General features: G+C 64.1%; 12 protein-coding genes and 1 pseudogene. 9 read left to right on the forward strand and 4 right to left on the reverse strand.

All coding sequences use genetic code 11. The features are described 5' to 3' along the window. Positions 1-61: 61 nt before the first annotated feature. Positions 62-1,618: a nitric oxide reductase transcriptional regulator NorR gene (gene norR, locus P9875_RS26365; RefSeq protein WP_278317029.1), complete on the forward strand. Its 1,557-nt coding sequence runs from the start codon at positions 62-64 to the stop codon at positions 1,616-1,618. A gap of 14 nt (positions 1,619-1,632) precedes the next feature. Here the strand turns inward: norR and P9875_RS26370 are convergent, their stop codons facing one another. Together P9875_RS26370 and P9875_RS26375 are read right to left on the reverse strand one after the other, a co-directional pair. Further along, positions 1,633-1,974: a c-type cytochrome gene (locus P9875_RS26370; protein ID WP_099401624.1), complete on the reverse strand. Its 342-nt coding sequence runs from the start codon at positions 1,972-1,974 to the stop codon at positions 1,633-1,635. Between the two features lie 11 nt (positions 1,975-1,985). After that, on the reverse strand, positions 1,986-2,315 hold the full coding sequence (locus tag P9875_RS26375) for a c-type cytochrome (protein WP_034746524.1): 330 nt from the start codon (positions 2,313-2,315) through the stop codon (positions 1,986-1,988). 233 nt (positions 2,316-2,548) lie between these two features. On the opposite strand from P9875_RS26375, the gene P9875_RS26380 reads away from it, so the two are divergent. From P9875_RS26380 to P9875_RS26415, 8 genes and pseudogenes are all read left to right on the forward strand, one after another. Beyond that, positions 2,549-3,418, forward strand: a complete 870-nt coding sequence (locus tag P9875_RS26380) for an AAA family ATPase (protein ID WP_034746522.1) — start codon at positions 2,549-2,551, stop codon at positions 3,416-3,418. A gap of 9 nt (positions 3,419-3,427) precedes the next feature. Then, positions 3,428-4,066 (forward strand): GNAT family N-acetyltransferase, encoded by a 639-nt coding sequence (locus P9875_RS26385; RefSeq protein ID WP_278317030.1) that lies wholly within the window; start codon positions 3,428-3,430, stop codon positions 4,064-4,066. Next, positions 4,060-5,229, forward strand: coding sequence for a vWA domain-containing protein (locus P9875_RS26390; RefSeq protein WP_278317031.1), 1,170 nt, complete (start codon positions 4,060-4,062; stop codon positions 5,227-5,229). Before P9875_RS26385 ends, P9875_RS26390 begins: the two co-directional genes overlap by 7 nt. Positions 5,230-5,541: 312 nt before the next feature. Further along, entirely contained in the window at positions 5,542-6,729 is a 1,188-nt protein-coding gene (locus P9875_RS26395) for a cation:proton antiporter (RefSeq protein WP_035828222.1), read from the forward strand. Beyond that, positions 6,730-7,860, forward strand: coding sequence for a YbdK family carboxylate-amine ligase (locus P9875_RS26400; protein ID WP_099401627.1), 1,131 nt, complete (start codon positions 6,730-6,732; stop codon positions 7,858-7,860). It begins immediately after the preceding gene. 258 nt (positions 7,861-8,118) lie between these two features. Beyond that, positions 8,119-8,601 (forward strand): annotated as a pseudogene (locus P9875_RS26405) (sigma-70 family RNA polymerase sigma factor); the annotation flags it as partial. Positions 8,602-8,790: 189 nt separating this feature from the next. Further along, positions 8,791-9,435, forward strand: coding sequence for a FecR domain-containing protein (locus P9875_RS26410; protein ID WP_278318877.1), 645 nt, complete (start codon positions 8,791-8,793; stop codon positions 9,433-9,435). A 95-nt stretch (positions 9,436-9,530) separates the two neighbouring features. Continuing rightward, complete coding sequence (locus tag P9875_RS26415) at positions 9,531-11,999, forward strand: TonB-dependent siderophore receptor (protein ID WP_278317033.1); 2,469 nt, start codon at positions 9,531-9,533, stop codon at positions 11,997-11,999. Between the two features lie 13 nt (positions 12,000-12,012). On the opposite strand, the gene P9875_RS26420 is transcribed toward P9875_RS26415, so the two are convergent. Further along, complete coding sequence (locus P9875_RS26420) at positions 12,013-13,092, reverse strand: alginate lyase family protein (RefSeq protein WP_278317034.1); 1,080 nt, start codon at positions 13,090-13,092, stop codon at positions 12,013-12,015. Further along, positions 13,089-14,096 (reverse strand): gamma-glutamyl-gamma-aminobutyrate hydrolase family protein, encoded by a 1,008-nt coding sequence (locus P9875_RS26425; protein ID WP_278317036.1) that lies wholly within the window; start codon positions 14,094-14,096, stop codon positions 13,089-13,091. Before P9875_RS26425 ends, P9875_RS26420 begins: the two co-directional genes overlap by 4 nt. Positions 14,097-14,230: the final 134 nt, after the last annotated feature.

A 14,230-nucleotide genomic window follows, 5' to 3' on the forward strand; every position in this document is an offset into this window, starting at 1 on the left:
AAAAATGCAGGGTCGGTATGACCCTCTTTGGACGTGGTCCGTTGTACCCTGCATGGTACTTATGACCACCACTGCCATCCACCTGCTGTTACTCACCGACCTGGTCGCCGACCTGCCCGTGGCCGTGCGCCTGCAACGCCTCGTCGGCAGCCTGCGCGCGCACTTCGGCTGCGAGGCCGTGGCCTTGCTGAAAATCGATGGCGAACACCTGCGCCCCGTGGCGATGGCCGGCCTGGCCAGCGACGCGCTGGGACGCCGCTTCGCCGTCGCCGACCATCCGCGCCTGGCCGCCATCCTGCAGCGGCGCGGCGTGCTGTGCTTCCATCACGACAGCTCCCTGCCCGATCCCTACGATGGCCTGATCGCCGAGCGGGCCGGCGAACCGCTGCCCGTGCACGACTGCATGGGCATGGCGCTGGACCTGGAAGGCGAACGCTGGGGCGTGATCACGCTCGACGCGCTGCAGGTGGGCACCTTCGATACGCAGGCGCAGCGCGACCTGGGCGAACTGGCCTGCGCCATCGAGGCGGCTGTGCGCGTGACCCGCCTGGAGACGGAAATCCGCGCCCTGCGCCTGTCGGGCGGCGCCATGCTGGCCGATGCGCAGGCGCCGCGCGAGGAACATGACTTCGTCGGCCAGAGCAGCGCCATCACGCACTTGCTGCACGAATTGCAGGTGGTGGCCGATTCCGAACTGCCCGTGCTGCTGCTGGGAGAAACGGGCGTGGGCAAGGAGCTGTGCGCGCACCGCCTGCACCGGCTGTCGCGCCGCGCGGGCAAGCCTTTGATCCACGTCAATTGCGCGGCCTTGCCCGAGTCCCTGGCCGAAAGCGAATTGTTCGGCCATGTGCGCGGCGCGTTTTCCGGCGCCGTCAGCGACCGGCCCGGGCGCTTCGAGGCGGCCGAAGGGGGTACCCTGTTTCTCGATGAAGTGGGGGAATTGCCATTGTCGATACAGGCCAAGCTGCTGCGCACCTTGCAAAATGGCGAAATCCAGCGCCTGGGCGCGGACCGGCCGCGCCGGGTCAACGTGCGCGTGATCGCCGCCACCAACCGCAGCCTGCGCGAACATGTGCGCGACGGCTCGTTCCGCGCCGACCTGTATCACCGTTTATCCGTGTATCCCGTGCCGATTCCGCCGCTGCGCGAGCGGGGCAATGACGTGCTGCTGCTGGCCGGCGGTTTCCTGGAACTGAACCGCGCGCGCCTGGGCTTGCGCAGCCTGCGCCTGTCCGCCGCGGCGGAAAACGCCTTGTGCCATTACCGCTGGCCGGGCAACGTGCGCGAATTGGAACATGTGATCAGCCGGGCCGCGCTGAAAGCCGTGATCCGCGGCGCGGACCGCAAGGATATCGTGACACTGGAAACGGATATGCTCGACCTCGATGCGCTGGAAGCGCCGGCCGGCACGGACGCGCTGCCGCTGGCGCCAGCCGCGTGCGGCACGCCGCCGGCGCCGCTGCTATCGATGCATCAGATCGTGGAAGCGAGCCAGCGCCAGGCGATCCGGCAAGCGCTGATCCTGCATCAGGATAACTGGGCCGCCGCCGCGCGGCAATTGGGACTCGACGCCAGCAACCTGCATAAGCTAGCGCGCCGGGTGGGGCTGAAAGCCTGAGCCGGCGATACTGCTCAGCGGTGAGTCACCAGGCTGCTCGGCAAGCTGTGCAAGTAGGCGGCCAGGTCCTTGATGTCCTGGTTGCTCAGCGGTTTTACCTGGCCCGTCATGATGGCGTTGTTGCGGCCGTTGGGCTTGTCGCCCCGTTTATACGCGGTCAGGGCGTGTTCCAGGTAATCCTTGTGCTGGCCCGCCAGTTTCGGGTACGACGGGTCGATGGGTGAGCCGTAATCCTTGCCGTGGCAGGTGGCGCAGCTGTATTTTTCGGCCAGAGCTTTACCTGTATTGATATTGCCGGCGGCGCTGGCGGAAAACGAGACGGTGGCACAAACGAGGGCGGCGAGTAATTTTTTCATCGGGCTGGTCCTCAGTTCGTCTTGGCTTGTTGCGCATAATACGCGGCGACATCGGCGATATCCTGGTCCGACAGACTGCTGGCGATGCCCTTCATGCTGGGGTGCTTGCGGTCGCCCTTCTTGTAGGCCTGCAGCGCATTCTCGATATATTTTGCCGGCTGGCCGCCGATCATCGGCACCTGGAATACTTCAGGGAAGGTTGCCTTGTAACCGGGAATGCCGTGGCAGCCGATACACATTTCCACCTTGGCAGGGGCTGCCTTGGCGTTTCCTACAATGTCAGCCGCTGTGACGGCATTTGCTATGCCGGCAAGCACGAGAAGTGCAAATATTTTTTTCATAGTGGCAATGTGAACAAAGGTAATCGGAGAAACGCCAGAGCTGGTTTTTATTGATTTTATGTATTGACAATTAAGGTTGCCAATTAATCTGCTGCTTGCCGATTCTAGCCAAGATATTCTTGCAAGTCCACCTATAAAACCCGCATTGTAGGCAGGCAGGCACAGGCTGCCCGCGTGACGCTGGGCCACAGTTCTGTTTATACTCACCATTTCCCCACTTTGGCAGACCGCTCATGCAAGCACAGCACACCCAGCAAGGCCAACGCTTCGAAGGTTCCGACAGCTATGTCGCCACCGCCGACCTGAAACTGGCCGTGAATGCGGCGCTGACCCTGCAACGCCCGCTGCTGATCAAGGGCGAGCCGGGCACGGGCAAGACCATGCTGGCCGAGGAAGTGGCCGCCGCGCTGAACATGCCGCTGATGCAATGGCATATCAAATCGACCACCAAGGCGCAGCAGGGCCTGTACGAATACGACGCCGTCTCGCGCCTGCGCGATTCGCAGCTGGGCGACGAGCGCGTGCGCGACATCCAGAACTACATCGTCAAGGGCGTGCTGTGGCAGGCCTTCACGGCGCCTGAACCGGTGGTGCTACTGATCGATGAAATCGACAAGGCCGACATCGAATTCCCGAACGACCTGCTGCGCGAACTGGACCGCATGGAATTCTATGTGTATGAAACGCGCGAAATGGTCACGGCGCGCCACCGTCCGCTCGTCATCATCACCTCGAACAACGAGAAGGAGTTGCCGGACGCCTTTTTGCGCCGCTGCTTCTTCCATTACATCAAATTCCCGGACAAGGACACGATGGAGCAGATCGTCGCCGTCCACTACCCGCACCTGAAACAGGAATTGCTGGCGCAGGCGCTGCAAACCTTCTATGAAGTGCGCGACGTGCCGGGCCTGAAGAAAAAACCGTCGACGTCGGAATTCCTCGACTGGCTGAAACTCCTGCTGGCCGAGGACATCCCGGCCGAAGCCTTGCGCAGCAAGGACAACAAGGCCGTCGTGCCGCCGCTGCACGGCGCGCTGCTGAAAAACGAGCAGGACGTGCACCTGTTCGAGCGCCTGATGTTCATGTCGCGCACCAACCGTTAAGGAGCGCCGGTGAACGACATCAGCCCCGACAAGGTCTTCGTCCCCCTGGAACTGCACGGCATCCGCCTCGAAGCGCTGGCGCCGCACCATGCGGCCGGCCTGCGCGCAGCGGCCATGGATGGCGAACTGTGGAACTTGCGCGTCACCTCCGTGCCCGAGCCGGACCAGGTGGACCAGTACATTTTCAAGGGCATCGAGATGCGCCCTTCGCGCTTCGCCTTTGCCGTCATCGATGTGGCCAGTGGCGAGGTGCTGGGCACCACCAGCTACCACGACGTGGTGCCGGAGGTAAAACGCCTGGAAATCGGCTACACCTGGTATGCGAAGCGCTGCCAGCGCAGCCACGTCAACACCACCTGCAAATTGCTGCTGCTGACGCACGCCTTCGACACGCTCGGCTGCGCGCTGGTGGGCCTGCGCACCGACAATTTCAACCATGCCTCGCAGGCGGCCATCGAACGCCTGGGCGCGAAAAAGGACGGCGTGCTGCGCCACCATGCGCTGCGCCGCGACGGCACCGTGCGCGACACCGTCATGTACAGCATCACGCGCGGCGAGTGGCCGGAGATTGCCGCGCATTTGCGCTACAAGCTGGCGCAGCGCCCCATCGCCGCGCTGCCCCGCGCGGGGGAACCCACGCCATGCTGATCGACTTCTTCTTCACGCTCAAGGATGCGAAGATTCCCGTCTCGATCAAGGAATTTTTGACCTTGCTTGAGGCCCTGCAAAAGAACGTCATCGACGCGTCGATGGATGATTTTTACTATCTGGCGCGCCTGACCCTGGTCAAGGATGAAGCCCATTTCGACAAGTTCGACCGCGCGTTTGCGCAGTACTTCAAGGGCGTCAACGCGGCCTTCGACACGAACGCGGCGATTCCCCTCGACTGGCTGCTGAAACGCATGCAGCGCGAGCTGTCCGAGGAGCAGAAGGCGCAGCTGGAAAAATTCGGCTACGACAAGCTGATGGCCCGCCTCAATGAACTGCTGAAGGAGCAGAAGGAGCGCCACGAAGGCGGCAGCAAGTGGATCGGCACGGGCGGCACGTCGCCATTCGGCAATGGCGGCACGAATCCGGAAGGCATCCGCATCGGCGGCAAGGGCGGCAACCGCACGGCCGTGAAAGTGTGGGAAGCGCGCAGCTACAAGGATTACGACGGCGAGCGCGAACTGGGCACGCGCAACATCAAGGTGGCCTTGCGCCGCCTGCGCAAGTTCGCGCGCGAAGGCGCGGAAGACGAACTGGCGCTGGACGCCACCATCGCCGCGACGGCGAACAACGCGGGCTACCTCGACATCAGGATGCGGCCCGAGCGCAAGAACCGCATCAAGGTGCTGATGCTGTTGGATGTGGGCGGCAGCATGGACGACCATATCGAACGCACCGAGGAACTGTTTTCGGCCGCGAAGACGGAATTCAAGAACATGGAGTTCTTTTACTTCCATAACTGTGTCTACGACTATTTGTGGAAGAACAACCGGCGCCGCAACGCCGAGCGTTTTCCCACCTGGGACGTGCTGCGCAAATACCCGCCCGACACCAAGCTGATTTTCGTCGGCGACGCCACCATGAGTCCCTATGAAATCCTGCAGCCGGGCGGCAGCGTCGAATACAACAACGAGGAAGCGGGATCGACGTGGCTGGCGCGCTTTACCCAGGCGTTCCCGAAATTCATCTGGCTCAATCCCGAATCGGAAGGCTTGTGGCAGTACCGCCAGTCGATCGGCGTAATGCGGCAGTTGATGAACAACCGCATGTTTCCCCTGTCGATTGACGGGCTGGAGCGGGGCATGCGCCTGCTCAGTAAATAAAAACGCATAACAAAAAGTCCATGGCGGCAGGGGGCCGCCATGCCGTACACTGCGACACGGCACTACCGTGCGGAGCATCTCCGCTGCGGGCGGGTACCATACGCTGATACCAGCCCTGCCCAACCTGCTGCATCCTGTGCGCGGCCGCCATGGCCGCGACACTGTTCGATTGCGCACATCGTGCGCGCCTTCTGCTCCGGTAGAATCGGCGCATCGCTCTGCGCAAACCATGCACCACCGCTGCACCACGACATTGCCGCGCCAGCCCCCGTGCTGCCGGCCTGTGCCAGCGCCATTTTCAAAGGAATGAGCATGCAAAGTCTGATCTCGATCGCCGCCGACCTGTCCTGGCCGTTCGCCATCACCCTGGCCTGGGTGGTGGGCGAATTCGGCCACCGCTGGACTGGCCTGCCGCGCATCAGTTTTTACGGCGTGATCGGTTTCGTCCTCGCCCAGACGCAGGTGGGCATCCTGCCGCAGACGGACGCCGGCCCCATGCTGGTGCTGGCCGACGTGGCCTTCGGCCTGATCCTGTTCGAGGTCGGCTACCGCATCAACCTGCGCTGGCTGAAGAACAACCCGTGGATCGCCGTCACGGGCCTGGTCGAATCCTTGCTGACCTTTGCCGTCGTCTACTTCATCGGCATCGAATTCGGCAGCACCTCGATGACGGCGCTGCTGCTGGCATCGCTCGCCATGTCCACCTCGCCGGCCACCATCATGCGCGTCATCAACGAGGAACGCAGTTCGGGCCAGGTCACGGAACGCATCGTCCACCTCACGGCCTTGAATTGCGTGCTGGCCGTCTTCACGTTCAACATCATCGTCGGCTTCTGGATGTTCCAGAGCTCCACCGACCTGATCGAGGCGAGCAGCAGTAGCGCCGCCGTGCTGGCCGCCTCGGTGGCCGCCGGCACCGTCTTCGGCATCGTCGTGCCGGCCATGCTGCGCCGCCTGGGCAACATGGCGCAGGACGCCACCGTGGCGTTCGCGCTGTCGGTGATGCTGCTCGTCGCCCTGACCTACACCACCAGCCTGTCGCCGCTGCTGGCCACGCTCACCTTCGGCCTGGTGGCGCGCCACCGCCGTGTCGCCTTCAGTCAGGCGCAGCGCAATTTCGGCGCCATGGGCGAGCTGCTGACGGTGCTGCTGTTCGTATATGCCGCCTCGACCCTGGAATGGGCCAGCGTGACGGCCGGCGCGGGCCTGGCCCTGGCCGTCGTCGGCGGACGCTTGCTGACGAAGGTCGTTGGCGTGGCCGCGTTTTCGCACGTGAGCGGCATTTCCTGGCGCAAGGGTGTGCTGACGGGCGTGGCGCTGACGCCCGTCTCCGTCTTCATCATCCTGCTGCTCGAACACGCGCGCCAGCACGGCGTGAACTTCGGCGACGAATTGAACGCCCTGGCCGCCATCACCCTGGGCCTGGAACTGGTTGGCCCCGTGCTGGTGCAGCGCGTGCTGATGCTGGCCAAAGAAACCCACGAAATCAAGGAGCGCTAAATGCCGCTGGAACCCTTTGGCCAATCGGCCGCGCTGACCTTCGGCGTCGAACTCGAACTGCAACTGGTGAACCTGTCGGACTATGACTTGACGGCCGCCAGCCCCGACCTGCTGCATCTGCTGAACAAAAAACCGTTCCCCGGCAACGTCACGCCGGAAATCACCGAGAGCATGATCGAGATTAACTCGAGCGTGCACACGCATCACGGCCCCCTGCTGGAGCAGTTGCAGGAGATCCGCGACACCCTGATCACGGCCGGCGACAAGCTCAATATCGGCATCGCGGGCGGTGGCACGCACCCGTTCCAGCAATGGTCGTCGCAAAAGATCTTTTCCAAACCCCGCTTCCAGGAGATTTCGGAACTGTACGGCTACCTGGCCAAGCAGTTCACCATCTTCGGCCAGCACGTGCACATCGGCTGCGCCTCGGGCGACGACGCCATGTTCCTGCTGCATTCGCTGAACCGCTACATCCCCCACTTCATCGCCCTGTCGGCGTCTTCTCCCTACGTGCAGGGGCGCGACACCCTGTTCGACTCGGCCCGCCTGAACTCCGTGTTCGCGTTTCCCATGAGCGGGCGCGCGCCGTTCACCCTGAGCTGGGACCAGTTCTCCAACGAGTATTTCGCCAAGATGGAGAACACGGGCATCATCAAGAGCATGAAGGATTTTTACTGGGATATCCGTCCCAAGCCGGAATTCGGCACCATCGAACTGCGCGTGTGCGACACGCCGCTGACGGTGGAACGGGCCGCCGCGCTGGCCGCCTACCTGCAGGCCCTGTGCCGCTACCTGCTCGAACGCAAGGAGGTGCCGCCGGTCGAAGACGATTACCTCGTATATAACTACAACCGCTTCCAGGCTTGCCGCTTCGGCCTCGATGGCGCCATCACGCATCCGAAAACCTACGAAACGATGTCGCTGCGCGAAGACATCATGACCACCTTGCGCAAAATGGAACCGCACGCCGAGGCGCTGGGCAGCACGCCGGCCCTGAAACACCTGTCGGACGTGGCCAAGCAGTGGAGCGATGCGCAATACCTGCGCAAGCAGCGCAATGTGCAGGGCAGCGCGGAGGGGATGGTTGATTCGGCGATTCGATGTTTTCGCGGCGAGCCGATGAACTACTGACGTTGCTCTGCCTGGTAACGTAGGTCGGATTAGCGGCGGCACGCCGCGTAAATCCGACAACATCGTTAGCGCCGGTGGTGGCGTCGGATTACGCGCTTGCGCGCTAATCCGACCTACCAGCCCCTCAACCCAAAAAACCACACCGCGCCTGCCCGTCATTTACAGCCCCCACCCCCGCTTGTTACAATAATTGAGAATGATTCTTATTATTGTTTAAAAACACCAGCCCACCCGGGCCGGCCATGCAAGGGGAACGCGATGCCGCTGGCAGAGCCGCTACAACGCCAGGACATCGCGACACTGTATGCCGACCACCACGGCTGGCTGCAGGGGTGGCTGCGCAAAAAACTCGGCAGCACGGCGTGCGCCGCCGATGTGGCGCAGGACACCTTCGTGCGCCTGCTTGACCGCGAAGACGCCGTCGCCGCGCGCGAGCCGCGCGCCTTGCTCGCCACCGTCGCGCAGCGCGTGCTGTTCAACCACTACCGCCGCCAGAAGCTGGAACAGGCTTACCTCGACGTGCTGGCGCAACTGCCGCCCCTGCACACACCGTCGCCCGAGGAACGGGCGCTGCTGCTGGCCACCGTGTTTGAACTGGACCGCATGCTCGACGGCTTGCCGCCTGCCGTGAAACGGGCTTTTTTGCTACGCCAGCTCGACGAACTGCCGCAGGAAGACATCGCGCGCCAGCTCTGCATCTCGCTGGCGACAGTCAAACGCCATCTGCAGCGGGCCGGCAGCGCCACGCAGGCGTGGCAGCAGCTGCAAATGCAGCACGAGCATCTGCCGTCCGCGGCGCACACGACCCTGCTGCGCGCCTGCGTGCAGGCGAATGCGCCGCGCCGCCACGCCGTCAAGACCCTGGCACTGCTGCTGGCCTGCGGCGCCTCGCTGTATGCGTTTGAGCGCCGCAGCCCATGGCGCGGCTGGATGGCCGACTATCGTACGGCCGTCAACCAGCGCCGCGTCGTGACCCTGGCCGACGGTACGCAACTCACGCTCAACACGAATAGCGCGGTGAATATCGACTACAGCGCGGAACAACGCCAGATTCATTTGCTGGCCGGTGAAATCTTCATCGCCACCGGCAAGGATGCGGCACAGCGGCCCTTCTTCGTCGGCACGCCGCATGGCAGTCTGCAGGCGCTGGGCACGCGCTTCACCGTGCGCCTGCACGAAGGCTATGCCAGCGCCGGCGTGCTCGAAGGGGCCGTCGCCGTGCTGGCCGATGATGGCGCCCAGCGCCTGGTGCTGCGTCCCGGCGAAGGCGCGCATTTCGACGGCACGGGTGCACACCGCCAGGCGCTGGCGCCATATGGCGGCGGGTGGCTCAATGGCATGCTGGTGGCGCGCGACATGCGCCTGGCCGATTTCCTCGCCGATCTGTCGCGCTACAGCGACCATCCGCTGGCCTGCGCGCCCGCCGTCGCCGGCCTGCGCGTCTCCGGCTCCTACCCGCTGGCCGATGTGGGCGCCATCCTCGACGCCGTCAGCGCCAGCCTGCAACTGCGGCGCAATACCGTCACGCGCTTCTGGGGCCATCAGGTGGTGCGCATCGAACTGGCGGCCCGCTGAAAAATATTTTCTGCAAAGTGAGCTGTTTCGGCGTGCTCGCGTGACTTGGAAGACAGGCAGTCTCCATCTTGCGCATCCACGAAAGGTTTTATTCCATGCACCACGCTTCGCGTTCCCTCCTTACCCGCACCGTCCTGGCCTGCGCCCTGTCGCAGATCGGCATGGCCCTGGCCCTGCCGGCATTCGCTCAGGCGCAAAGCCAGCAAGTACGCGTCTACAGCATTCCGGCCGGCGCGCTGGGCGACGTGCTGACGCGCTTCGGCAGCGACAGCGCCATCCTGCTGTCGTTTTCCAGCGATGCCACGCAAGGCTTGCGCAGCGCCGGGCTGCAAGGCAGCTATGGCGTGCAGGACGGCTTCCGCGTGCTGCTGGCCGGCAGCGGCCTGCAGGCCGTGCCGCAGGCGAATGGCGGCTACCTGCTGCAAAAGGTTCCCGCCAGCACTGGCGCCCCTACGGCGGACAGCCGCAGTGTGGCCGTCATGGGCGGCGTCACCGTGGTGGCGGCGGCCGAGCGCAACGCCGCCACCAGCGGCACGGGCAGCTACACGGGCGGCCCTGCCAGCGGCGCCACGGGCCTGGCCCTGACGCAGCGCGAAACACCGCAATCGCTGACCATCGTCACGCGCCAGCAGATGGATGACCAGAACAGCAACGCCGTCTCCGACGTCATGAAGAACGTCAATGGCGTGAGCGTGCAAAACTATGACAGCGACCGCTGGAGCTTCCAGGCGCGCGGCTTTTCCGTCACCAATTTCCAGTACGACGGCGTGTCGGCCATCTATGACGGTGTCTACGACTGGGGCACGACCAACAGCGATATGGCCATCTATGACCGCATCGAGGTGCTGAAGGGCGCGACGGGTTTGATGAGCGGCTCGGGCGACCCGTCGGCCACCGTCAACATGGTGCGCAAGCGCCCCACCGCCCACTTCGAAGGCTCGGGCACCCTGGGCGCGGGATCGTGGGACAACTACCGCGGCGAAGTCGATGTCTCCGGCCCCCTGAACGACAGCCGCACGGTGCGCGGCCGCCTGGTGGGCGCCTATCAGGACAAACACTCCTACCTGGACCGTTACAAGCAGCAAAAATCCGTCGCCTACGGCCTCATCGAGGCGGACCTGACACCCGTCACTCTGCTGACGGCCGGCTTCACGCACCAGGACTACAAGCCGCGCGGCTCCACCTGGACGGGCTTTCCCCTGATGTTTTCCGACGGTACGCGCACGAACTTTCCCACCTCGTGGAATCCTGCCACCGACTGGAGCCGCCGCGACATGCAGAACACCACGCTGTTCACGTCGCTGGAACATACGTTCGCCAACGAGTGGAAGCTGACATTGAGCGCCAACCAGCTGCGCAGCAAGCATGACAGCGTGCTCGGTTCGGCCAGCGGCGGCAATCCCAACCCTGTCACCGGCGCAGGCGCGTTTTACTACATGGGAAAATACAAGGGCGACCGCCGCCAGAGCACCGTCAACGTGGACGCCAGCGGGCCATTCACGGCCTTCGGCCGCCGGCATGAAGCGATGTTCGGCTATTCCAGTTCGACGGCAAAGCAGGATGGCCCCGTCTACGAATCGGTCTACCCGCCCGTGGAAGGCAGTTACTTTGACTGGCGCGGCCAGTACGCGGAACCGGCGTTCAAGCGCCTCGGGAACGACAACGACAGCACGCGCCAGAGCGGCCTGTATGGCGCCGTGCGCCTGCGTCCCGTTGACGCGCTGTCGGTCATCGTCGGCACGCGGATCAGCAACTACAAGATGGACCAGAAGCGCAGCTTATTCGACAATGCCACGCCCAGCCATACGCACATGGACGAAAGCGGCGTCATCACGCCGTATGCGGGCGTCGTGTATGACCTCGACAGGACGTACTCCGTGTTCGGCAGCTACACCAGCATCTTCGCGCCGCAGAGTAACCGCGACGTGAACCGTAACTTCCTGTCACCCGTGCGCGGCAAGGGTGTTGAAGCGGGCGTGAAGGCAGAATATTTGGATGGCAAGGTCAATGCCAGCGCGTCCCTGTTCCAGATCCGCCAGAGCAACATGGCCAGCTCCGTGGGCCAAGTCAACGGTGAGGAGGTATTCAAGGCCATCGAGGGCATCACCAGCCGCGGCGTGGAAATGGAAGTGACGGGCGACGTGATGCAGGATGTGAAGCTGAGCGCCGGCTACACCTACACCCACGTGCGCGACGCGGATGGCAAGGACGTCTTTTCCACCATGCTGCAAACCACGCAGCCTGCCCACCTGCTGCGCGTACAGGGCACGTGGCGCCTGCCGGCCAGCCTGGACAAGCTGAGCATCGGCGGCGGCATCAACTGGCAAAGCAACTACTACGGCAATATCTGGAATCCCGCCATCGAGGACGATTCACGCATCAAGCAGGGCAGCTATGCGCTGGTCAACCTGATGGCGCGCTACGAGATCAGCAAGAACGTCACGGCCAGCATCAACGTGAACAACCTGCTCGACAAGAAGTACTTCACGGGCCTGGGCCTGTTCCAGACGGGCTTTTACGGCGAACCGCGCAATGTGATGTTCACCGTGCGCACGAAGTTTTAACGCGACGTCCTCACTAAGCGCCATACAGCGCCAGCGCCCAGGCTGGCGGGCGCAAGTCCAGGACCAGCGACAGGTAAGCGGGATCGAAGCGCGCCGCCAGCAGGTACACATTGGCGGCGCCCTTCGGCTCCCAATTCCCCGTAAAGCCCTTTTCGCCGGCCGCCACGCGCTTGCGGTCGAAGGGCACGGCGCTTTTGGCGAATTCCTCGTGCGTCTTTTTGCCCTGCGCATACGGCGCCAGCCAGGCCAGCGCCTCGGCCAGGCGCCGCGCTTCCGGCGCGCCGTACCAGTCGTCGCCATGCGCCTGCGCCATCAGGGCCGTCGTCAGCAGCGGCTCCAGGCTGTAGGTGGTGTAATGCAGGGCGTCGCGCTGTTCGAAGTCGAAGGGCACGCCGCCGGCACCGATATTGCGCGGCACGTGCGCCAGGAAGCGCTCTTTCGCGCGCGCGATCAGCAAGGCGTCGCCCGTCACATACGCGGCGGCCGTGCCGATCTTGATGCGGTGGCTGTGCCAGTTGTTGCGCGCCGTGGACGGGCCGCCGACCTTGATGGGGTCACTCAGATACCCTTGTGCCAGGGTGCGGCAAAACGCCTGCACCTGCTCGCGCTCGACGCCGTTCAAGCGCTCCTGTACCAGGTCAAAACCCATCAGCAGGCTGGCCAGCTCCGTCTCGTCGACGGGACTGAACGAGGGTGCATAGCTGCCGCTCCAGGCCAGCAGCAGCTGGCGCGCCGCCTCGAAATGCGCCAGCTCGCCCGACAGCCGCCAGGCCAGCGCCTGCAAGCGCGCCTGGCGCCAGTCTTCCTGCGCCTGCTGGCTGGTCTCGCGCCCGCCCTCTCCCTTCAGCAAGCCGCCCGTGCGCACTTCGGCCATCAAGTGCACGGGCCGCGTCGCATCCTTGCGTGCCGCCTTGAGCACCTGTTCCGCAATGGCCGGCGCCACGCGCGCCTTGAGCGTGCGGGCGCGTGCGGCAGACGTCAGCGCAAACGCCAGCGGGCCGTCGTGCGGGCGCGGCGCCGCGCGCAAGCCCGCCAAGGGAAGTGCCAGCAGGCCGGCCAGCAGCGTGCGCCGGCGCATCAGGTGCGCACTCAAAACCGCGTCTCCCGCGCCGCGCGCAAGAAATTATCGAGGATGGGCGTGCAATCGAGCAGCTCGACGCCGCCCGCCGAATGGAATTCAGGATGCCACTGCAAGCCCATGACGAAACGCGCCCGCTGATAGCGGATGGCTTCGACGATATTGTCCCCTTGCGAATACGCTTCCACGGTGACGTCGCGTCCCAGATCCTTGACCGACTGGTGGTGGATGGAATTGACGAGCGCCTCGCCCGTTTTAGGAAACATGCCCGCCAAGGACGAGCCTTTCGGGAAAACGATGGTGTGGCGGTGGCGGTCATACAGGTCGTTGACGTGCGAGGTAGCGCCTTCCACGTCCGAGGCGATGTCCTGGTACAGGGTGCCGCCAAAGCCCACGTTGATCAGTTGGCAGCCGCGGCATATGCCCAGCACGGGTTTGCCCGCATCGACGAATTCGTGCAGCAGTTCCAGCTCGTACAGGTCGCGCGCGCGGTCGCCGTTCCATTCGGGCCGCGTGGCCGCCTCGGAATATGTCTGCGGCGAGACGTCGGCGCCGCCCTGCAGCACCAGGCCGTCCAGGTGGCGCGCATAGTGGCGCAGGGTGATGTTGCTCGGGTGTAGCTGGCCGCTGGTATTGACCGTCGGGATCATGAACACCAGCACGTCGCGCGACATGACCCATTGGGCGATCGACTCTTCCAGGTATTGCAGGTTCTTGCTGCGCAGGCCAGTGGCGCCCGGCTCTGGGTGGAAAATGCGGGCCGAGATGCCGATGCGCAGGGTGCGCCGCATGAAATCGCGGCTGGCCTTGTCGCGCATGGAGCGGTAGCGCGACGAGATCACCCGCCAGGCCAGCGCCAGCGGCGTGTCGTTATCCTTCAGGTAGCGGGGAGCGGCGTCGCGCGCGCGGTGCTCGTCATCGGGCGCCCGGCGGCCCACCCGGTCGGGCCGCGCCGGTGCTGGCTCTGGTGGCGCTGGGTCGGTGGACGGGGGCTGCTGGGGATCTTTTTCGTCTGACATGGCGGGGCTGACTGAAAGCGGAGAACGGTTTCAATATAAACCCCTGCTTCCGAAAGCACGATTCAATTTTGTAACAAAAGCATACCTGCGGGGCATCCACGCAACACGCCGGCGGCAAACGCATACGCCCCGTT

This window comes from Janthinobacterium rivuli (genome assembly GCF_029690045.1).
Lineage (GTDB): Bacteria > Pseudomonadota > Gammaproteobacteria > Burkholderiales > Burkholderiaceae_D > Janthinobacterium > Janthinobacterium rivuli.

Excerpts from the sequence above, each read along its gene's own strand:
- P9875_RS26390 (WP_278317031.1), top strand. The coding sequence starts at position 4,060 with ATGCTGATCGACTTCTTCTTCACGCTCAAGGATGCGAAGATTCCCGTC.
- P9875_RS26380 (WP_034746522.1), top strand. The coding sequence starts at position 2,549 with ATGCAAGCACAGCACACCCAGCAAGGCCAACGCTTCGAAGGTTCCGAC.
- P9875_RS26400 (WP_099401627.1), top strand. The coding sequence starts at position 6,730 with ATGCCGCTGGAACCCTTTGGCCAATCGGCCGCGCTGACCTTCGGCGTC.
- P9875_RS26415 (WP_278317033.1), top strand. The coding sequence starts at position 9,531 with ATGCACCACGCTTCGCGTTCCCTCCTTACCCGCACCGTCCTGGCCTGC.
- P9875_RS26375 (WP_034746524.1), bottom strand. The coding sequence starts at position 2,315 with ATGAAAAAAATATTTGCACTTCTCGTGCTTGCCGGCATAGCAAATGCC.
- P9875_RS26425 (WP_278317036.1), bottom strand. The coding sequence starts at position 14,096 with ATGTCAGACGAAAAAGATCCCCAGCAGCCCCCGTCCACCGACCCAGCG.
- P9875_RS26395 (WP_035828222.1), top strand. The coding sequence starts at position 5,542 with ATGCAAAGTCTGATCTCGATCGCCGCCGACCTGTCCTGGCCGTTCGCC.
- norR (WP_278317029.1), top strand. The coding sequence starts at position 62 with ATGACCACCACTGCCATCCACCTGCTGTTACTCACCGACCTGGTCGCC.
- P9875_RS26410 (WP_278318877.1), top strand. The coding sequence starts at position 8,791 with ATGGCCGACTATCGTACGGCCGTCAACCAGCGCCGCGTCGTGACCCTG.
- P9875_RS26370 (WP_099401624.1), bottom strand. The coding sequence starts at position 1,974 with ATGAAAAAATTACTCGCCGCCCTCGTTTGTGCCACCGTCTCGTTTTCC.